General features: G+C 41.9%; 17 protein-coding genes. 2 read left to right on the top strand and 15 right to left on the bottom strand.

Annotated elements, in window-relative coordinates:
* Position 1 precedes the first annotated feature (1 nt).
* The 7 genes from phrB to N483_RS21210 form a co-directional block, all read right to left on the bottom strand.
* On the bottom strand, positions 2 to 1384 hold the full coding sequence (phrB, locus tag N483_RS21180; protein WP_023397804.1) for a deoxyribodipyrimidine photo-lyase: 1383 nt from the start codon (positions 1382 to 1384) through the stop codon (positions 2 to 4).
* Complete coding sequence (locus N483_RS21185) at positions 1381 to 2337, bottom strand: YbgA family protein (protein WP_023397805.1); 957 nt, start codon at positions 2335 to 2337, stop codon at positions 1381 to 1383. Before N483_RS21185 ends, phrB begins: the two co-directional genes overlap by 4 nt.
* Before the next feature lie 14 nt (positions 2338 to 2351).
* Entirely contained in the window at positions 2352 to 3029 is a 678-nt protein-coding gene (locus N483_RS21190) for a ChrR family anti-sigma-E factor (protein ID WP_023397806.1), read from the bottom strand.
* Positions 3022 to 3645 (bottom strand): sigma-70 family RNA polymerase sigma factor, encoded by a 624-nt coding sequence (locus tag N483_RS21195; RefSeq protein WP_023397807.1) that lies wholly within the window; start codon positions 3643 to 3645, stop codon positions 3022 to 3024. Before N483_RS21195 ends, N483_RS21190 begins: the two co-directional genes overlap by 8 nt.
* A gap of 58 nt (positions 3646 to 3703) precedes the next feature.
* The gene (locus N483_RS21200) at positions 3704 to 4276 is read right to left on the bottom strand and encodes an LON peptidase substrate-binding domain-containing protein (RefSeq protein WP_023397808.1); all 573 of its coding nucleotides are present in this window, start codon (positions 4274 to 4276) and stop codon (positions 3704 to 3706) included.
* 107 nt (positions 4277 to 4383) lie between these two features.
* Positions 4384 to 4689 carry an MGMT family protein gene (locus tag N483_RS21205; protein ID WP_023397809.1) on the bottom strand — a complete coding sequence of 102 codons (306 nt, stop codon included), beginning with the start codon at positions 4687 to 4689 and terminating at the stop codon, positions 4384 to 4386.
* Positions 4679 to 5572, bottom strand: coding sequence for a LysR family transcriptional regulator (locus N483_RS21210; RefSeq protein ID WP_023397810.1), 894 nt, complete (start codon positions 5570 to 5572; stop codon positions 4679 to 4681). Before N483_RS21210 ends, N483_RS21205 begins: the two co-directional genes overlap by 11 nt.
* A gap of 107 nt (positions 5573 to 5679) precedes the next feature.
* Between N483_RS21210 and N483_RS21215 the strand changes: the two genes are divergently transcribed.
* Both N483_RS21215 and N483_RS21220 read left to right on the top strand, forming a co-directional pair.
* The gene (locus N483_RS21215) at positions 5680 to 6759 is read left to right on the top strand and encodes an efflux RND transporter periplasmic adaptor subunit (RefSeq protein WP_023397811.1); all 1080 of its coding nucleotides are present in this window, start codon (positions 5680 to 5682) and stop codon (positions 6757 to 6759) included.
* 2 nt (positions 6760 to 6761) lie between these two features.
* On the top strand, positions 6762 to 9827 hold the full coding sequence (locus N483_RS21220) for an efflux RND transporter permease subunit (RefSeq protein ID WP_023397812.1): 3066 nt from the start codon (positions 6762 to 6764) through the stop codon (positions 9825 to 9827).
* A 22-nt stretch (positions 9828 to 9849) separates the two neighbouring features.
* On the opposite strand, the gene rluF is transcribed toward N483_RS21220, so the two are convergent.
* From rluF to glgX, 8 genes are all read right to left on the bottom strand, one after another.
* Complete coding sequence (gene rluF / locus N483_RS21225) at positions 9850 to 10755, bottom strand: 23S rRNA pseudouridine(2604) synthase RluF (RefSeq protein WP_023397813.1); 906 nt, start codon at positions 10753 to 10755, stop codon at positions 9850 to 9852.
* Between the two features lie 112 nt (positions 10756 to 10867).
* The gene (locus tag N483_RS21230) at positions 10868 to 11965 is read right to left on the bottom strand and encodes an ABC transporter substrate-binding protein (RefSeq protein ID WP_023397814.1); all 1098 of its coding nucleotides are present in this window, start codon (positions 11963 to 11965) and stop codon (positions 10868 to 10870) included.
* Entirely contained in the window at positions 11966 to 13054 is a 1089-nt protein-coding gene (locus tag N483_RS21235) for a DUF418 domain-containing protein (RefSeq protein ID WP_023397815.1), read from the bottom strand.
* Complete coding sequence (locus tag N483_RS21240) at positions 13051 to 14271, bottom strand: EAL and HDOD domain-containing protein (protein WP_023397816.1); 1221 nt, start codon at positions 14269 to 14271, stop codon at positions 13051 to 13053. Before N483_RS21240 ends, N483_RS21235 begins: the two co-directional genes overlap by 4 nt.
* A 141-nt stretch (positions 14272 to 14412) precedes the next feature.
* Positions 14413 to 15942, bottom strand: coding sequence for a glycogen synthase (locus tag N483_RS21245; RefSeq protein ID WP_023397817.1), 1530 nt, complete (start codon positions 15940 to 15942; stop codon positions 14413 to 14415).
* Between the two features lie 9 nt (positions 15943 to 15951).
* Positions 15952 to 17250: a glucose-1-phosphate adenylyltransferase gene (gene glgC, locus N483_RS21250; protein ID WP_023397818.1), complete on the bottom strand. Its 1299-nt coding sequence runs from the start codon at positions 17248 to 17250 to the stop codon at positions 15952 to 15954.
* 30 nt (positions 17251 to 17280) lie between these two features.
* Positions 17281 to 19764 carry a glycogen/starch/alpha-glucan phosphorylase gene (locus N483_RS21255; protein ID WP_023397819.1) on the bottom strand — a complete coding sequence of 828 codons (2484 nt, stop codon included), beginning with the start codon at positions 19762 to 19764 and terminating at the stop codon, positions 17281 to 17283.
* Positions 19757 to 21808: a glycogen debranching protein GlgX gene (gene glgX / locus N483_RS21260; protein WP_023397820.1), complete on the bottom strand. Its 2052-nt coding sequence runs from the start codon at positions 21806 to 21808 to the stop codon at positions 19757 to 19759. Before glgX ends, N483_RS21255 begins: the two co-directional genes overlap by 8 nt.
* Position 21809 lies beyond the last annotated feature (1 nt).

Genomic DNA, 21809 nt, shown 5'->3' on the forward strand with positions numbered 1-21809 from the left:
CCTAAACCTTAAATGCATCAAGTGCTCTTGCTCTTGCTTCTTTATGCTCAACGATGGGTGCAATGTAGCAATCTCTCCCAACAGACCTTATATAATCATGCGGGAAGTGGATATATTTAGCAGGCACCCATTCTAATTCATGTACATATTTACGAATAAAAGTACCATCAGGATCAAATTTTTCGCTCTGTGTTATCGGGTTGAAAATTCTGAAATAAGGTTGTGCGTCACACCCTGTGCTCGCTGCCCACTGCCAACCGCCATTATTAGCTGCCAAATCGCCGTCAATTAGCCTATTCATAAAATAAGCTTCTCCTTTACGCCAGTCGATTAATAAGTGTTTTGTCAAAAAGCTCGCCACGATCATACGAAGTCGATTATGCATCCACCCAGTTTGATTTAGTTGCCGCATTGCCGCGTCCACTATTGGATAGCCTGTTTTACCCTCACACCATGCTGTGAAAGCGGTTTCGTCATCTAACCAAATAACGGCATCGTACTTCTCATTAAAGTTTTTTCCTTTGCATAATTTTGGAAACACAAACATTAAATGCCGGTAAAACTCTCTCCAAAGTAATTCATTTATATATACGAAAGCCGAAGTTTTTGTCCTTAATAATATGTCCGGAATTCGTTGCTGTATTCTCGCAATTAAATCCGTGACACAAATCATCCCCAGTGCCAAGTATGGGCTCAATCCCGACGTTCCTTTAATACTTGGAATATCTCTATACTCACTATATTCGTTTAATTTATTGTCTAAAAATAACTCTACAACTTTGGACAATGTCTCATCATCCACGGGCCATTTTTCAGATTGCCCGTCTGAATTTAAAACATCCGGCGAGTACCACTTTATGGGTTTATAGCTAGTTTGTAGATATTTTCCTAATGGGAAGGTGCGCTGTGAAAATCCTGCTAGCCAAGCTTTTTTAAACGGGGTAAATACTTTGAACATCTCACCACTTTTAGTAACTACGCTCCCAGGCTGACATAAAACATCTCCATCATACAAGTGAAACTCAGCGCCAGATTTAGAACACTGAGCATCTCGATTTAGTTCATTAATTTCATATTCCCTGTTTGCGTATACGTGCGTAAATCCATGCAAAGTAATGAACTCATTGAATTTGAACGGCAATTGTTTGAAGTCGCCGGCATCCACAACATGCAGCTTGATGCCAAGTTCAGCCAATTTCCTTCCCAAGTAGTCAAGTCGCCTCTTTAATAAGTCTATTTGGACTTCACTGGTTTTGTGAATTTGCCACTGTTTTTCACAGACAAAAAACAGCGCCTCGCTGGCGCCGTTGTTCACTGCATCTTGAAGTGCTTGGTTACTCGCTAATCTAAGATCGCGCCTAAACCAATAAAGTACTTTACTCAAATTGCAAACCTTAGTTTTAAATCGTGAGGATATGGGTCGAAATATACTTGCTGCTCCAAGTAGGCTTTGGGATGCACTCGCAAATGATGCTTCAAAAGCGTTAAGGGTACATTTAAAGGTACCAAGCCTGTTCGATATTCATCAATTGCCTCTACCATTTCAGCCTTTTCGACCTGAGACAATTCGTTTTTGAAGTAACCTTGAAGGTGCGCCAACGTATTTGCTTGCGCTTTGCGGCTAGCTGGCTTTTTCAACGCTTCCATGAGACCTAATATATACTCACCAGCGCCTTGCTCTATCGTATTGGCCTGCACTTCGGCAAGCAACCTGCCAAGCTTGCGATAAGCTTCATAATTGTGGCTCATCAGCAAGTATTTGTGCTTAGCGTGAAACTCCGTCAACTTGTGTTTACTCAGCTTCTGCTCTGTTAGCTCCTGCCAAGACTTGTATACATATACGCGCATTACAAAGTTTTCCCGTAAATGTACATCGTTCAATCGGCCGTTTTCTTCGCATGGCAATAGCGGATTGTGACGCATAATTTCTGCTGCAAATGCGCCTACCCCCTCTGCTGTCGCGCCAGTACCAGCGTCATTATAAACTTTAACGCGTTCCATACCACAGCTAGGACTTTTTGCGCAAAAAACGAAACCTGACAGCTCTTTGGCTTTTGTTTGGGCTATCTTTTTACCATATTCAGTTAATTTAGGACCTACATCTTGCGTCCCATCTGGGCGGCATACTTTAATGGTGTCGCCAAAACGTACTTGTCTTATCGTTTCGCGCGGTATTGGCATACCAATCGCAACTTCAGGGCAAAATTTCACGAACTCGACATGTTTACTGAATTCGTCCATACAAAAATTAGAGCGTTTGTGCCCCTTATCAAAACGAACCTTGTCTCCGCCAAGACAGGCACTTAATCCGATTTGTATCGGTGAATTAAATTGCATACTCGACTCCCATTTTAATAGATAAGATTACCAATTGGGTTTAGCAGTTTGCTAAGGCCTTTATTGAAGTGCAATGCACTGTCTACTAAAGTAAAGCACAAACAGCCTTCTTCTGTTTTAGGTGTATGGTTATGCCTGCCATCTAGCATAATAAAATCACCAGGTACATATGAACCACTTTCATCTTCGAAAGACCCATCTAGCAATAGAGTTAATTCAAACCCTGTGTGCGTGTGCTCAGGTATCTCCCCGCCGGGCCTTATGTGTAGTAAACTGCTCCGCAAAGGGCCTTCGTCCAACTCAAAACGAGCACGAGAAACCTTTCCTGCATTGATAAAACTGCCTAACTTTAAGGCCGCGATTGCTCTTGGCAATTGAACAGACTTATCCTGATAATCAAACATTTGAGGTTCTCTAGGGACCATCGCACTACTCATTTCTAGTTGTGTGATGTCATTTATCATCGCTTCAAATGCCAGATTTTCTTCTGCGCTCGTATCTGCTATATCTGAACAGTTACTTGCGTTGCTCTCAAACGCAGACTCAGCTTGCTTTGCTTCTAACGCGTCGAGTTCCAGTTTACATGCGTCACACAACTCTATGTGTGCGGCAATCGCTACACTTAATCCAACAGGAAGCTCACCAGCGACGTGCTTTTGCATCAACTGTTTTGATGGGTGATATTTAATCATGCTGCTCTCCCAACTCAACTTTTAACTTTTTAAGTGCCAAGCGTAACCGTGATTTGACGGTTCCAACAGGTATACCTAGATGCTGTGCTAATTGCTCTTGCGTCATATCCTCAAAATAGACACCGACTACAACGTCGCGCTGCGCCGCTGGCAGACTCTTGATTTTTTCTTTAAGTTGGTTTGTTTGTAAATGATCTTTGAAGCTTCTTTCGCAAACTTGCTCATCGTGGAAAAGAGGCCATATCTCTTCGCTAAGATTGTCCTCTTTGTTACTTTTTACTTTTCTCAAAGCGTCGAAAGATGCGTTTCTCATTATCGTATACACCCACGTGGTCGCTGCGCCTTTATCTTGGTGATAAAGCTTTGCTTTTCTCCATACCGACGTCATAGTGTCTTGAACGAGTTCCATCGCCATGGCCTCTGAACCAAACTGCTTAATGCCGAAACGCTTTATTTTCGGCGCAAAGTATGAAAATAGGTAAGCGTATGCTTTTTTATCTGCATTGTTTGCTACATTCACTAATGCTGCCGTTAGCTGCTCTGAAGGGGTTTCTTGCATCCCTACGCTTTTACCTTTTATTGTACGGCAATCGCTTGATTGCTCTAAACTAACCATAATTTAACGCTCTGAGTCAGTAACATATTAGTCTATACGAATGGCTTTGACATTCAGATCACCCTGTTTCATCAAAAATCTCAAAAAGAACATTGGCAACTGCTTGATAAGAGTGACAACTCTGTATTTTTTGCTTTTGGTCTAAAGTCAGAGGGAGCAACTCTAGCCATCTAGCAGCTACCCAAATTGGATCTGCATAGTTCTTTTTCTTGTACAAGTCGTTCAGCTCTGTGTTGATAACAAAAAGGTCTCTCAATAAATCAGCAAGACGTTCGTGATAAATGAAATTGCCGTCTTGCAAATCCCAAAGCGGTGCGTTTATTGGCTCGCACCAAGCATGTTTCAAGTTTAGATCATCAACCTCTGTATCTAAAATACTTACCCTGCTCCTTGCATACACATCTATTAACAGCTGCCCTGCTTGGTCTTGGGAAAAGTCTACAATTTCTACATAAACGCCCTCAGTCGACACTTTGGAAGAACGTGTTTTATCACTATGGCAAAGCACAAAGCCATTCCTCTCTTTCATCGCGACCTTTACCATGTGAAGATAGCGCGGCTCAAAAATACGTAATCGCGTATACCCTTGCGGCAAAATATATATAGATAAAGGGAAAAGTGCTCGTTTCATATTGACTTAGTCATGTTAATTTCTAAGTGTTTTTACGCCTCCTAGCTAAAATCCGATCAACTCAAAGTTTGAAATTTCCCGTCACATGTGCTTTTTAGAGATAACAATCAGCGCCAAAGGTATTTTTTAAGTGCAACACGCCCTGAAGTTACCGCAACGCCCTCAGCTTGTAGCTTTGTGCTTTGAGTCTGAAATTTGTCGCTATCAAGAGGAAACGAGATCTTGCCTTGGCTATTTATCACTCTATGCCAGGGGAGCGTGCTGTCCTTTGGCAATTTTTTCAGTAAATAGCCAACAGCTCTGGCATGTTTAGGCGCACCTGCCAGCTTTGCGATCTGCCCGTAAGTCGCTACCTGCCCCTGCGGAATTGCACCTATTAATGTATACACATTTTGTTTAAATTCATCGTTCACTGTATTGCTTACCTAACTCTTTAAACCCTGCCCATAGATACTGAGCCACCGAGCCTTGATGTGGCAAGTGCCGTCTAAATGCATGAATATCAACGGTAAACTGATCTTGCTTATCAGACACCCTGATTTGTTCCAAAAGCCCTTGCTCGAGCTCTTTTTCGCAATGATTTAGCGTCACGATCGCAAAACCCATGCCTTGTAAAAGAAACATTTTAATGGTTGCGATATCATCTAACTTCATAACACTGCGACTTTTAGAATACTCTAGGCGATCGCTGTCAAATTCAAAACCACTTTCTGTCATCGCTAAGCAGGGATATTGGTTTAACTCATCAAATGTTAGCTTGTTGGGTATCAACCCCTTTTTAGCGACTAACCCAAGAGTTACTTCACCAATTGCAACCGACTCCAAATCTCCCGTTGCATGGAACAAATTAAACCATGGGCCAACTCCAATATCAGATATCCCTTGATTGACTCTATCTAGAGCGACAAATCGCTTTCCGCTTGTGATCTCAAACGCTGTTGAAGGAAACTGTCTGAAGGTTTTTTTTATCAATTCATTGCAATTGTAGTCATAACTCATTGCCTCATAACAGATATTAAATTTAGGCTCATTCCCTTGCGCAAAGTCCGCGGCCATTGCTTTGAGATTCTCATGGTGTTCAATTAATTTAACAGCCTCTTTATAAAATCTCGCTCCCTGCTCTGTTAATTTAATGCGGTACTCTTCTCGCGTAACCAGTGGAAAGCCCAGTTCAGTGCTTAACCGTTTTAGGGCCTGAGTTACGGCTGGCTGTGTTTTGAACAATCGTTTGGCAGCATCATTAAGACTTTGAGAATGCGCCACAACGTGAAGTACTTCTAAATCTGACAACTTCATAAACTTTATTTATTAAAACCCTAATTATTTATAATTTTTATTTTAGTACTATTTTATATATCCTGCACTACATTATCTTAGGAGTCATACATTTCGGAGTAACTTAAGTGTTCAAACGCGTACTCGTATTATCATCCGCACTTTTACTTGGCGCCTGCCAAGATGAAGTTATCCAATCACCTACTGAAGACTTGGTTAGGCCTGTAAAATTGCATACAGTCAGTGATCCAGCTGCTGCAACTCTCAGGCACTTTCCTGCTGAAGTCGTTGCCAACCAAGGGTCATACCTTGCTTTTCGCGTTAATGGCGAATTGATCGACTTCCCAATCTTAGCTGGGCAAGAGGTTAAAAAAGGGCAATTACTGGCTAAATTAGATCCCGAAGATTTTGAGCTACAGTTTCAACAACGTAAAGCACAATACGAACTTGCAGCACTGCAATTGAATAGAATTGAATCTCTATTTAACAAATCTACTGCAAGTAAAGCCGAATACGATCAGGCCCTTGCAAATAAACAAGTAACTGAATCTGCATACCGAATAGCGCAAACAAATTTAGAAAATAGCGAGCTTCGAGCTCCTTTTGATGGCACAGTCGCAAAAGTATTTGTTAAAAACTTTGAAAATATAGTCGCAAAGCAAAACATCTTGAGGCTTGAGACGCGTGACCGTATGGATGTCGTGATTCAAGTACCTGAAAAACTAGTTGCCCGTGTTAATAAAGATCTAGATTATCATCCAACCGTTGTATTTGACGGGTTTCCTGATAAATCATATACACTTACTATCAAGGAGTGGGATACACAAGCAGATCCGGTAACTTTAACTTATAAAGTCGTATTTTCTTTACCGATCCCTGAAGACTTCAACCTGTTTGCGGGCATGACAGGCCACGTATATATTGACCCAAGCAAAGTGATGAATCTGCAAAAGAAAACGCTGTTAATTCCAAATGAAGCGGTGTTTTCTGTTCAAAATGAAAAAATCGACAACAACCATTATGTTTGGGTCTATAACTCTGAAACAAGCACTGTCACAAAGCGCCATATTAAGCTGGGTGAAATGCGAGAATCCAGCATTGAAGTTGTGTCTGGGTTAGAGGCGGGTGAGATTGTGGTTGCGGCTGGCGTACATTACCTTAAAGAAAACCTGAAAGTGAGACCTTGGACTAAAGAGCGAGGCTTATAATTATGAGCTTAGCAAGTTGGTCAATCGAAAATAAGGTCATTAGTGCGATGTTCGCTGTATTGCTATTTGCAGCGGGTGCCGTGTCTTACTTTGGCCTTGGGCAATTAGAAGACCCTGAATTTACACTTAAAAAAGCTATGGTGATAACCGTCTACCCAGGTGCATCACCACAACAAGTCGAAGAAGAAGTTACATACCCCATTGAAAATGCAATACAAAGTCTGCCATATGTCGATTACGTAACTTCAATTTCATCTCCTGGAAAGTCGCAAATTTCTGTTGAGATGAAAAGTACTTATCGTAAGGAAGATCTCAAACAAATATGGGATGAGCTAAGACGAAAAATTAATGACCTCAGCCCGCGCCTGCCTGCGGGTGTTCAGCCGCCAACAATAATGGATGACTTTGCCGATGTATATGGCATGTTGTATGGCGTAACAGGGGCCGGCTATACCTATGACGAGTTAAAAGATTATGTAGATTTTTTACGCCGCGAGTTAGTTTTAGTGGATGGTGTGAGCAAGGTAACAGTCGCTGGTGAGCAACAAGCCCAAGTGATCGTTGAAATATCCACACAGAAAATGTCGCAACTAGGTATTTCGCCGAATCATATTTTTTCACTGCTGCAAACTCAAAACACAGTGTCCAATGCGGGAAAAATACGAGTTGGTAACGAGTCTATACGCCTCCACCCTACAGGTGAGTTTTCTGATGTATCTGAGCTGGAAAACCTGCTCATTTCTCAGCCTGGCGCGAGAGAACTGATCTATCTAGGTGATGTCGCTACTGTTTCAAGAGAGTATCAAGAAGTACCAAATCATATTACTCGTTTTAACAACAACAGAGCCCTGTTGGTTGGTATTTCATTTACATCAGGTGTAAACGTGGTTGATGTCGGCATAGCTATCAATAAAAGGTTAGCTGAGCTCGAATACCAAAAACCATATGGTATTGAAATAAATAGTGTTTATAACCAACCAGCTGAAGTTAAAAAGTCAGTTGACGGATTTATCGTCAGCTTACTTGAAGCGGTCGCGATTGTTATCATAGTACTGCTCATTTTTATGGGCGTTAAAAGCGGTATTTTAATTGGTGGTATTTTACTGCTGACCGTGCTTGGCACATTTATCTTTATGAAATTGTTTGCAATTGATTTGCAACGTATCTCACTTGGCGCGCTTATTATCGCCCTCGGCATGCTAGTCGATAATGCAATCGTGATCACCGAAGGTATCCTGATAAACCTCAAGCGCGGTCAAACAAAAATTAAAGCGGCTGTAAATATTGTTGAGCAAACCAAGTGGCCACTGCTAGGTGCGACGGTAATTGGTATCACCGCGTTTGCACCGATAGGCTTAAGTTCCGATGCCAGCGGAGAGTTTGCAGGCTCTCTGTTTTGGGTTCTATTCATTTCACTGCTTTTAAGCTGGGTTACAGCCATCACGCTTACGCCATTTTTTGCGAATATGTTGTTCAAAGAAGAAATCAAAACCGGGGAAAGCACGCAACAAAGCGATCCGTACCAAGGCGCGATTTTTACAGCCTACAAAGCCTTGTTGGGCTTCAGTCTGCGTTACAGATGGACCACAGTCATCTTCATGGTCGCTTTATTAGGCAGTTCGGTTGTCGGATTCAAATCGGTTAAACAATCATTCTTCCCTGCATCGAATACGCCCATGTTTTATGTCGATTACTGGAATTACCAAGGCGCCGATATTCGTTCAACATCTGAAAATGTTAAGAAGCTTGAAGCTTTCTTAAAGCGCCATGATGCAGTTACAGATGTGACGGCAACTGTTGGCCAAGGTGCGCCAAGGTTTATGCTGACATACAGTCCAGAAAAGCAATATGACGCTTATGGTCAGCTCATTATTCGTGTTAAGACCCGCGAAGACGTCACTGACATGATTGCTAAAGTCCGCCACTTTAGTGCTGAAAATGAGTTAGATGGGCAATTAAAAATCAAACGCATGGAAATTGGCCCTTCTACCGATGCCAAAATTGAAGCTAGATTTTCTGGACCGGACCCTGTCGTATTGCGCCAACTGGCCAATGAAGCGAAATCTATCTTAGCGAAAGACACTGGTGCGCACAGCATTAAGGACGACTGGCGACAGCGTAGCAAGGTATTACAACCGGTCTTCAATGAGCAAAAAGCACGTCGATTAGGGATCAGTAAGTCTGATTTAGATCAGCTCCTGCTCACTAGTGTCTCTGGTAAGCAAGTTGGCTTATACCGAGACGGTACGCAAATGCTACCAATTGTTGCTCGCTCGCCAGAGGCGGAGCGATACAGTGTTGAAAGTTTGCAAGATCTACAGGTGTTTAGTCCGGTATTAAACGTGTATGTACCTGTGAGCCAGATTGTCGACAAATTTGAGGTTGTGTGGGAAGACAGTTTAATCATGCGCCGAGATAGAAAACGCACCATTACCGTTATGGCTGATCACGATGTTATTGGCAATGAAACGCCAGCCAAGCTCTTTGCACGCATTAAGGGAGATATTGAAGCAATAGAGCTCCCTGTCGGCTACAAAATGGAATGGGGTGGCGAGTATGAGTCTTCCTCCAAAGCACAGACTGCAATATTCGGTTCGTTACCTCTTGGCTATCTAAGTATGTTTATGATCACCGTATTACTATTTAATTCAATCAAAAAGCCTCTAGTAATATGGAGCACCGTGCCTCTGGCAATTATTGGTGTAACCGCAGGGTTAGTGGTATTCCAAGCCCCCTTTAGCTTTATGGCTCTATTAGGGTTGTTGAGCCTGTCAGGTATGTTAATTAAAAACGGGATTGTTTTAATGGATCAAATCAATCTTGAAGTAGATAGTGGAAAAGCGCCATATCAAGCCGTCTTTGATTCTGGCGTTAGCCGTGTGAGGCCTGTTTCAATGGCCGCAATCACCACCATACTTGGTATGATCCCACTGCTATTTGATGTGTTCTTTAAGTCTATGGCCGTAACAATCATGTTTGGGTTAGGGTTTGCTACAATTTTAACGCTCATCGTTATCCCTGTAGTTTATTGCTTAGTATTTAAAATTAAAGCACCTACAACAGCATAACTGAATCATGAAAATGGCCGCATTAGCGGCCATTTTTTTTGTTTAGAGAAAGTGTTCCTTTCACTCTTTCAGGCTTTTTGCCCGGTTTACGTTTTCCTTTTTCAGGTCGAGCTTGCCTAGTTTTATCTTTCGTTCGTTGATTGTCTGAATTACGCTTTGGAGCGAACTTTTCTTTTGAGCCAGCTCTTTTTTTGTCATCAACGGACGCTTCTTCTGTTTTTGATGATCCTTCAATCGATGCATTTATTTCAGCCATTTCAGCCTCACTTAAATGTCGCCATTCGCCAGCCCTTAGTCCATTCAGGTTGACATTCATGATCCTAACACGTTTAAGTGTCTGCACTTCATAGCCAAAATATTCACACATACGACGGATTTGTCTGTTCAAGCCTTGCGTTAATGTAATGGTGAATTTCTTGGCCCCTGTTTTCTTAACAAAGCATTTTTTTGTTACCGTACCAAGGATCGGCACTCCTGAGCGCATGCCATGTATAAACTTATCGTCGATGGCTTTATCAACCGTGACAATATACTCTTTCTCATGGTTATTTCCTGCGCGCAATATTTTGTTAACGATATCTCCTTCATTGGTAAGAAAGATCAATCCTTCTGAAGGCCTATCTAATCGGCCTATAGGGAAAATTCGCTCTGGATAATTTATCGCATTAACGATGTTGCTTTTTATCTTACGCTCAGTAGTACACGTAACACCAACGGGCTTGTTATAGGCGATATAAACACGCTTTGGTTTGGATTTTAACGGCTTGTTGTCAACCAAAATATTATCGGAATCAGTTACTTTCAACCCCATTTCAGCAACCTGCCCATTGACTGAAACTCTGCCATCACTGATGAGAGTATCGGCTTCTCTTCGGCTGCAAAACCCGGTCTCACTGATATACTTGTTTAATCGTTTTGGTGTATCCACGCCATTCTCAATGTTCTAAAAAAACATAATTGTATAACGATTCAAACATAAAATGAATCACATAGCTCAGACGTGACGCGCTTGAAACCCTTTTATGCTAAGTATCCAAGCACTATTTGATTGTTTCCGCTCTTTGGCGCAATTGATTTGGTGAAAAGTCGTACTCTTTAATCTTTGTATCTAAAATACTTAAACTCTTATAATTTACTTTTGACCAATCCGGGGTTGTGGATATCCACAAATACTCATTCACGTTTTCTTTGGTAATTGATGATAACTTAAAAGTAATTGCGCTGTTTGTAAGCCAATATGGGACGCCATGGTGAAAGTCAAATAAAGAGACAAGTGCCCATCCGCCCATCATAAAGTGCCCCCCGACAGAAGCACTCAATATATCCTCATCAATTAACGATAAACTATCAGATAGCCAATCAAAGCCGCCAATAGCCACCTTTTTGGAGCGGTCTTTGACCAACTGCCTAACCGCAGTTTGTGCACCCATTGCCATTAGATCTGATGCACTCCATATTAAGTGCGTTTCAGGGTAGCGTTTGAACAATCGCTTCGTTTTCGAATAAGCTTGCTCTTTAGACCAGCTGGCGTGCACAGTTTGTTGTAAATTGATTTTATGTTCTCGAAAATAAGCAGCCGCTCCCTGATTTCGCTTATCAGATTCACTGCCATAGTGGCCATTTATCGCCAACCCATTGACCTGACCTTTATGACCACCAGCAACAACACTGAGATGCAGTGCGCGTGCCAAATCATAGCCTGCTTGATAGTTATCAAAATATACTTCACCTAGCCAGTGTTCAAATCGCTTTTTGGGCAGGCCTATTTCTTCTTTTTCTAATCCCGTTATTGTTTGCTCAAGGGTAATGAACTTGATCCCATAGTTATTGAGCATAGTCAAAGTTTGTTCCGCTCCGCCGGGATACAGCATCAGAATGACGTAGTCTGGACTTGCCCGATAATCCAAATACTTTTTTAGCTCAGCCAACTGTATATGGCGATTACCATCCCCGTAAATTACATCAATATTTATGTCTAGCTGGGCAGCTGCCTCTTCCGTTATTTTTTGTACTTTTCCCCAAAAAGGTTCTCCTTCTAAGGATGGATTAACGAACAACACTGAAAAATTGTTCTTGGCCATAGACGTCCAAGACCACGTCATCACAAGTAACAGAAACACAACTTTAATCGACGACATTTATGACTCTCTTTTATTCAAATAACCCTGACAATTGGCAAACACTATCTCAGCAGGCCCTCTGATGGCGTTTCTTCGAAACCACCACACTAATGCTAATTGTAGAATAGCCAAACCAATAAAAAGCAAAAAATAGTCTGTTTGAGTGAAATTAGTTCTCCACATAGGGTAAGCAAATTGAAACAACCACACCCCTATCACTGACTGCAATAAATACAATGAGAGTGAGAATCGACCCACAGCCGATAATATAGAGCGCCGCTTTGAAATCTGCTCACTATGGTTCAGGCCAATACATACAAGAGCAATACTACATGGGATGGCGAACAGCCAATTAAATAGGTCAAAAATGAGGCTTTCGCTTTCTGTAAATGTCAAACGAGCCCAAACTGAGCCAAAGATTGAAAGTGGTATGAGCACCAAGAGGCTAAAAGGTGTCGACAAACCGCCATTCCCTTGCCAATAAGCACGGTAAACCAACACACCTATTACCATCAAACCAAATATATACCACAGAGTTATGGTCGGTAATAGCGCCAACATGCCTAAGTAATTATAAAAATTGAATTCCAGTAGTTCAAAGAAACCATATGGCGCCATATCAACATGAGTTGGTTCAGCAAAGTCTACGCCCCCACTTTGATAGATAAGCAGCATAAGAATAAAAATTGGTATTAATACGGCGCAAACAGCAAGCTTTACCAGTGTGGTGTTGTCTAATCGCAATACATATAAAAGTAATAAGCCAGATATTGAATAGTTTAATAAGATATCACCAGGCCACAAAACAAACCCATGAACACAACCAAATACGCCTAATACAAATAATCTGTTTCTCATTTTTGCAATGCACTGAGGGCCGTACTTTTCGTAAAATAAGCACAGTGACAAACCAAAAAGAATACTAAAAATAGTTCTAAATCGACCGTGAGCCAAAACGTCGACTGCAAAGCTTAAACTAGCTCCTAGCTTGTCACTGCTATCTGCTACAGAGCCAGATGTAAAATTAGCCATATATATCAAATTTGTAAGAGGCAAGCCTAATAGTGCCAAACCTCTTAACACATCAATAGACTCTACTCTGCTCATGAATAGACATGTTCACGATACATGTCTGCCCAACTCACAGCCTGAGCGTGAAATTCAGGCAAGTTTTCATCAGATATATTTAGCATTGTGCACGCCTCTTGCATCGCCCACCAGCTGCCACTCTCATATGCTTTTACTATATTTAATATATAGAACAGTGTATTAGGCTCACCTACTAGTGCATCTCTAAGTAGTTCAGGAAAAGGTAAACGCTCAACTACGACGTCCATTGGTTTATCTAAAATTGCATCAAGCAACGAAAACAACCCGGTTAAAAAGCTCATACTTGTAAGAGAAGGTGCAACCTGACGGCTCAATAATTCACAAAACCTTGAGCGAACAATACTCAATCGAGTGAGCTCTGTTGGTTTTGTCTCCGCTACATGCGCTGTCATTATTAAATTTACAAATTTAATAATGCGCTCATGGCCTAGATATACTAGTGCCTGCTTTAAAGATTCAATGCGGTTTTTAATTGGAAATACACCCGAATTAATTAGCCTGAGCAATTTGTAGGCAAGCGCAGTGTCTTGCGCAAACAACTCTGCAATTTTGGGTATATTCATATTGGGTTTTAATGCTTCTGCGTAAATCAGCATAACTATCGCATAGTTTATTTCAATATCATTTTGCGCAATCATCGTCGGCTTTGCGAAAAAGTATCCCTGAAAAAAGCTAAATCCCATGTTACGGGCAGTTATAAACTCTTCTTCAGTCTCTACTTTTTCAGCCAGCAGCTTTAAATTTTTTCGCTTTTTAAGCTGATTTACCAAGGGCTCAATTTGCTCTAGGGGTGTTTCAACTAAATCAAACTTAACAAGCCTAGCCAGTTTTAAGAATGGCTCCCACTCTTTTGAATAGTTGAAATCATCCAACGCTAAACGATAGTTACTATGGAAAAGTTGCCTCACTTTTTCATAATTTGCGCTAGTTGGTGGGATAGTTTCTAATAGCTCTAAGATAACATCATCAGCGGGTAAAAACTGTGCAAGCTCTTGATTTAAAGAGTCTTCTCCTATGTTTATGAGTGCTTTTTTTCCCGATGTCAGATAACGAGTACCAAGGTTTAGTTGGTTATCCATAATTAACTTTGCTGTAGCAGCGTTTTCAGCGACATTAGGAAAGCTGTTTTTGGTGCCATCACGAAACAATAGCTCATAAGCTACTACGTGCTTTTTGCGATTAAAAATGGCCTGTCGGGCCACAAACACTTTCAAATCATCGCTCCTAGCTATACTGTTAAATTAACAGCACTTTTGTTCTATTCTTTTTAATTATTTTAACCCGAAATTCCGATAAATAAAATAAAACTAAAACATTAAAGTACTAGATCACAACACTAGGATGAGTAGGTTACCCTACTCATATAAATTTTCCTTGTACTGAATTGCGCTTTGATCCCATGTAAACCTTCTTTGAGATGCGCATGTAGCAATCCTATTATACTCTTCTCTGTGGTGAATAAATACATCAATACAAGCTTTAAATCTATTTATTAGGTTATCAACTTGCTGTTGGATATTTTCTCCACAAAATACAAATCCGCTTTCATTGTCTGATACAGTATCAGCAAGCCCTCCGACAGAATTTACTAGGCAGGGTTGCCCGGCTCTCATCGCCAGCATTTGGCTAATACCACAGGGCTCAAACGAACTTGGCATTAAGAATAGATCACCCAACTCATACATCAAATCGCCAACATCATGCCCATACCCGTTTAAGTAAAGCACATTTTCATTGCGAGCCATAACTTGAGAAAATAAATATTCCAACTCATGGTCTCCAGAGCCAAGAATGATTATTCGACCCTGTTGTTCGTGTAGAGATTTAGCAATCTGATCCAGCGCCATTTCACTGCCAACCATTTGCTTTAGTAATAACACTTTCTGATCCGTTAATCGCCCAATACTGGTAACTAGAGGGCCAGTACAAGGGTTATTCCGCCACGCGAGGATCCGCTGATGGGCAATGTAATAGACACTTTTCAATTCAGATGTTTTTGCCATCCAATTGAAAATATTTGCCTCGGCACTGTTCATCAAGTCGCCCCAATTTGGATCCAGAGGCGTATGTTCGTACTCACAACCGTTCAAAATTCCGATAAGTTTATTTTGACTTGCAGCAATTTGCATATCATGTTCTAGACCTTCTCCCCCAAAAAAACCAGCCTGATGGTCGCTGCTTTTCTGTACTTCCTCACGGTAAGTCGGTGAAACTAGATGTACTTTATCGACAAGGCTAATCGCAGCCCTCATTGGGTTAAAACAATGGGGGTAAAGGTGGTCACAAATTTGCTGTCCGTCATAACTCATTGTTGGGAACCAAGCCTCTAGACTCGACTCATCTCCACTAAAAGGCCTTACTCCTTGCAAAGCGAGATTATGCACTGTGAAGACAGTTTTTATCTGTTTGAGAAGGTTAAACCTAGGACTAAATTGACGTAATACAGCGACACAAGCTGCGTGCCAATCATGCAAATGTAAGACATCTACATCACCAATAAACCCATGTTCAATCACTTCGCACACGGCTGCACTAAAAAATGCAAATTTGTTGGCGTCTGTGTGAAATGGCCTGTCTCTATCATTACAATAGATAGCCCCGCCATGCTCCGAGAAAAGAGAATGAGAGATAACATATTGTATAACCCCATCACTCTTTTCTACTTGCCACAAAACAGCTGTTTCAAGATGCTGTTTAAAAGGCACCGCAATGTCTGCGACAAACTGGCGCTCCATAGCAGCTTGGCCATAATCTGGCACAATAACGGATGTATTTATATTTATACGCGACAAAGCATAGGGGACGTCGCGAATAACATCAGCGACTCCCCCGACCTTGCAATTTGGCAACCTGTCATTTTCAGCTGCCACCATCACTACATGCATAACTCAACCTTAAGCGCTTTGCAAACTCGATTCTTTCGGCTTTTGACTTGCTTGCAAAGCTACAAGCATATCTCTTGTTACAAGAACAATACCTTTGTTAGAAACTCTAAAGCCATTACTGCGATCTTCCTCAGGATCAAAGCCTATCCTCATCCCCGTTGGTATTTCACAGCTTCGATCTATGATGGCATTTTTAATTCTACAATGGCGGTTTATTTTAACACCTGGGAGTACAACTGCACCTTCAATTTCACAATAAGAGTGAACATGAACATTTGAAAATAATAGAGATTTACGAACAACCGAGCCTGAAATTATACATCCACCTGATACCGTAGAGTCAACCGCCATGCCACGTCTATTTTCATCATCAAAAATAAATTTTGCAGGAGGAAGCTGCTCTTGATATGTCCAAATTGGCCAAGACGGGTCATAGAGATCAAGCTGGGGCTGAACCGAAACAAGCTCCATGTTTGCTTCCCAAAATGAGTCTATGGTCCCGACATCTCGCCAATATGGCTGACCTGGGTGACTGGGATCTCTAAATGGAAACGCATATACATTGTGCTCTTCAATAATCGACGGAATTATATCATGCCCAAAATCTCTTCCAGACCCTTCCCTTTGCGCATCTCTTTTCAATTGTTCAAACAAAAACTCTGTGTTGAATACATAATTGCCCATTGAAGCTAAACAAGTGCCCGGTTTGCCTGGAATAGAAGTCGGCTCAGCAGGCTTTTCATCAAAACGACGAACTCGTTTACCCTCATCGACAGTCATAACACCAAACGTGTTTGCCGCTTCATCACAATCTACTTCGATGCAGCAAACCGTCATATCAGCGCCCGTTTCAACATGTTTTGCGATCAGCGCACCATAATCCATCCGATAAACATGGTCGCCTGATAAAATCATCACATATTTAGGCAGTTCATGACGTATTATGTCCATGTTCTGAAACACCGCATCAGCCGTCCCACAATACCACTCATCACCATAACGTTGAGAAGCTGGCAAAATTTCAACAGACTCCCCTAACTCTTTTTTAAAGTGTCCCCACGCTCTATTTACATGCCTAATCAGTGAGTGAGACTTGTATTGTGTAGCAATACCTACCCGGCGGATCCCGGAGTTGATACAATTAGACAAAGGAAAATCAATTATTCTGTGCTTACCACCAAAGTATACCGCTGGCTTAGCACGCCAGTCGGTTAATTCGTGCAACCGACTGCCACGCCCACCCGCAAGGATCAGAGCATAGGTATCTCTTGTCAGGTTACTTATATAACGGTTTGCATAACTCGGCATTTCTTATCTCCATATTTATGTTCATGGCGGCTACTGCATTGGTTTTAATCGCCAAATCTCTTCGCTGTATTGAGAAATAGTACGGTCGCTAGAAAATGTCCCACTAGCTGCTGTATTTAGAATACTCATACGATTCCACAGTGTTTTATTTGTATAACTTTGCGCTGCTCGCTGCTGTGCTTCGAAATAGCTTTCAAAGTCTTGTGCGACCAACCAAGGATCATTTGGACAGGTAATCGAAGCGATAATATCGTTGAAAATATTGGGCTCAAATAAATTAAAATAACCGCTTTCAAGTAACTTCATAGTATTTTTGAGTGGCTCGAATCCCTCTATGATAGCTTTAGGATCGTAGTGCTGCCGTACTTGGTTAGCCTGCTCAGCGGTTACCCCAAACAAAAAGAAGTTATCATCGCCAACCTGTTCGCGTATCTCAATATTGGCACCATCCAAAGTCCCAATAGTGATGGCACCATTCATCATAAACTTCATGTTTCCGGTGCCGCTCGCTTCTTTACCTGCTGTAGATATTTGTTGTGAAAGATCCGTCGCAGCGCAAATGGTCTCCATCGCGGTTACGTTGTAGTTTGGTAAAAATGCAACCCTCAGATATGGTCTGGCTGCGCTGTCTTTGTTGACAACGTTTGCGACATTATTAATAAGCTTGATGATTAACTTGGCCATGTAATACCCAGGCGCAGCCTTACCACCAAACAAAACGCATCTTGGCACAATGTTTTTAACGTCACCTCGACGGATTTGATCATACAGCGCGATAACATGAAGTATATTGAGCAGCTGACGCTTATATTCATGAATGCGCTTTACTTGAACGTCAAACAACATGCTGGTGTCAAACTCCACATCGCATCTCGCTTTAACAAGTTCAGCTAACTTGGCTTTATTGCCCTGTTTTACTTTTTGCCACTGCGTATGAAATGCGGGTTTGTCGTAAAAGCGTCTAATTGCGCTTATGCCAGAAAAATCGGCTTGCCATCCGTCACCAATTTTTTCTGAAATTAAGTGCGCGAGATTAGGATTGCAATGTGCCAGCCACCGCCTAGGTGTCACGCCATTGGTTTTGTTGTTGAACTTTTTCGGCCACAAATTGTAAAAGGTATTGAACAAGCCTGATTTCAACAATTCAGTATGCAGCGCTGCAACGCCATTAACAGAAAAACTGCCAACAATCGCTAAATAAGCCATTCTAATTTGTGGCTCTGGTCCTTCTTCAATCAACGAAAGCTGTCTTTGCTTTTCAACATCACCTGGCCACATAAGTGCAACTTCAGCCAAGAAACGTGCATTAATTTCATAAATTATTTCCAGTACCCGAGGCAATAAACGACTAAATAAAGACACCGACCACTTTTCAAGTGCTTCTGGTAATAGAGTATGATTGGTATACGCCATCGTCGTCGTTGTTATTTTCCAAGCTTGATCCCACTCGAGCTCATATTCATCGAGCAGTAAACGCATCAATTCAGCTACCGCAACACTAGGGTGTGTATCATTGAGCTGAAACACATGATATTGCGCAAAATCACTAAAGTCGGTGCCGTGTTGCTCCGTCCACTGATGCAAAATATCTTGTAAACTCGCACTAGATAGAAAGTACTGCTGACGTAACCGCAATTCCTTACCATTTTCGCTGGCATCATTTGGGTAAAGCACCATGGTAATTTGCTCAGCTAAGTTTTTCTTTGCGACTGCCTCAGAATAACTGCCTGCATTGAATTCTTTTAAGTTGAACTCGTCTGTGGCCTCAGATTTCCACAACCTAAGAGTGTTAACTACGCCATTGCGATACCCAGGAATTGGTACATCAAACGGTACGGCCAATACATCTTGAGAGTTGACCCATTGATGATGAGTGCGGCCATGTTTGTCTGTATGTATTTCTACGTTGCCAAAAAACTTAACTACTTTTGCTTGCTCCGGAGCACTGAGCTCCCATGGATGCCCTTCTCGTAGCCAGTTATCGGGTTGCTCTATCTGCACGCCTTGGTCAATCGACTGGTTAAACATGCCGTACTCATAGCGAATACCATATCCAACAACCGGTAGCGCTAGCGAGGCACAACTGTCTAAAAAGCATGCCGCCAAACGCCCTAAACCACCATTGCCGAGTCCTGCATCATGTTCGGCTGACTCCAACTCTTCCAGCTCCGTGCCATATTCTTGCAAAGCTGATTGAACCTGCTCTTCTAAGTCTAAATTTAAAATTGCGTTGCCCAACGCACGTCCCATTAAAAACTCTAGTGACAGATAAGCTGCTTTTTTCGTTTTTTGTTGTGATAAATGCTGATTTGTCGCTCTGCACCGGGCAACCAGCCTATCTCTAATCGTCAACGCCAGCGCTTGAAACAGATAGTGTTTTGATTTACCAACTCGATCTCGACCGAGGGTATAATAGAAATGTCGATTTAAATCATCCGCCAATGCACTCTCGTTGAGTTTTGGCGCATCCTGCCAGTGTTTAACAATACACACATTAGACTTTTTATCAGCCATTCGTGTTTTCCTCTAAGTTTGACACAAGTACCCAAGCACTCTGTGCTGTGAGACAAATAGAGATAGGAAGCACATTTCGCTCTGACTGCGGCTCTGACGAAAAAACACATTCCCAGCAACTAGAAAAAGGTGGAGGTGGAAGTGTAATGGTGAAATGCTCAGTATCCGCATTTAATATCACCATCACCGCATTTGACTTGAGCTTGTCGGCAAGCACATACATCAGCGTTTTGTTATCTTCATCATGCCAGTCGCTTTCACTCATATCTTGTGATTCTTTATTGAGCCACTTGACTGAGAAACGTTCATCTGCAGCATGCACAAAAAAAGGATGCTCAAAGACGCTCAGTTTATTTCTTAGCTTTATTAATTGAGCAATAGGCTCTATTAGTGTCTGTTGGCTACCCACATTAGACCAGTTCAACCAACTCACTTCATTATCTTGGCAGTAGGCGTTATTGTTACCCTGTTGGCTATGATTAAGTTCAGTACCAGCCGCTATCATTGGAACACCTTTTGACATTAGCAAGGTGACAAGCGCATTAACTTGCATTTTGTAACGTGAAGCTAATATTTCTGGGTCGACAGTCTCGCCTTCATGCCCGCAATTAAATGAGTAATTTTCGCTGTGGCCATCTCGATTACCCTCACCATTGGCTTCATTATGTTTGCGCTCATAACTTACCCAGTCAGATAGACTGTACCCATCATGGCTAGTCAGGAAATTAATCGAGTTGAGCGGCCCGCGTTGATTGTGCTCAAATAAATCATTGGAGCCATGGATACGTTTAGCAAGCTCGGGGAGTGTTCCACTATCTCCACGCCAGAAGCGCCTTACTACATCTCTGTATTTATCATTCCATTCTCGCCAAGGGGCAGGAAACGCTCCAAGTTGATACCCTCCAGGGCCCACATCCCATGGCTCTGCTATGAGCTTTACCGTAGATAGAATAGGATCTTGGTGAATTGTTTGAAAAAATGAATGGCGGCTTGAAAAACCATCAGCGGTACGCGCTAATATCGTTGCTAAATCAAACCTAAAACCATCTACCCCCATAACTTCAACCCAATACCTAAGGCTATCCATTACGAGCTTTAATGTGATCGGATCATCAATATTAATGGTATTCCCACACCCGGTATCATTGATATAAACTGATTCAGGCGAGCTTAAAGTTCGATAATAACCATTATTATGAAGCCCTTTAAAAGAGAGCATAGGGCCATCTACTCCGCCCTCTGCCGTATGGTTATATACTACGTCTATGATCACTTCTATATTGTTGTCATGGAGTTGTTTAACCATGTCGGTGAATTCGGTAACATTGCCGCCTACGCAATACGCCTTATGAGGAACAAAAAAGCTCAGCGTATTATAGCCCCAATAATTTTGAAGCCCTTTAGTTGTTAGAAACTGCTCACTGACAAAAGCGTGGACAGGCAACAATTCAATGGCGGTTACACCTAAATGCTTTAAATGTTGCAAAAACTGTGGGTCAACTAACGCGGCAAATTTGCCTTTTTTTGCATTATCAATTGCAGGATGAAGCTGTGTAGTACCTTTGACATGACACTCGTAGATGAACGAGTTTTGCCAAGGTATATTCGGCTTTGTTCCGCTATATTGGCTTGTTTTAACCACTTTACTCTTAGGCATATCAATAGCATTGTCTAAAGTGTTGAACTCGCCTACCGGAAGGTGACAATAATGACGTTCACTCCAAGTAAAATCACCACTAAAATCTTTCGCATACGGATCAAGCAATAGCTTATTTATGTTGAAAAAAAGGCCTGAAGACAATTCATATTGCCCGTCAGTCCTATAGCCATAAAGTGCTCCTTCAATCAAAGACTCAACGAAAATGCTCCACACACCTCCCTCGTGGCTATGCATTTCAACACGATGCTGCTCACATCGCCCCGCGTCATCAAACAAACACAACAATACACTTCGTGCATGCGGTGCATACACAGCAAAATTAACGCCGTTCTCGCTCACAGTGCTACCCAATGGCAGCATTGAGCCTTTTTGGAAACTAAGCATA

Origin of the sequence: Pseudoalteromonas luteoviolacea NCIMB 1944, from assembly GCF_001625565.1 — a bacterium.
Classification (GTDB): Bacteria; Pseudomonadota; Gammaproteobacteria; order Enterobacterales; family Alteromonadaceae; genus Pseudoalteromonas; species Pseudoalteromonas luteoviolacea_F.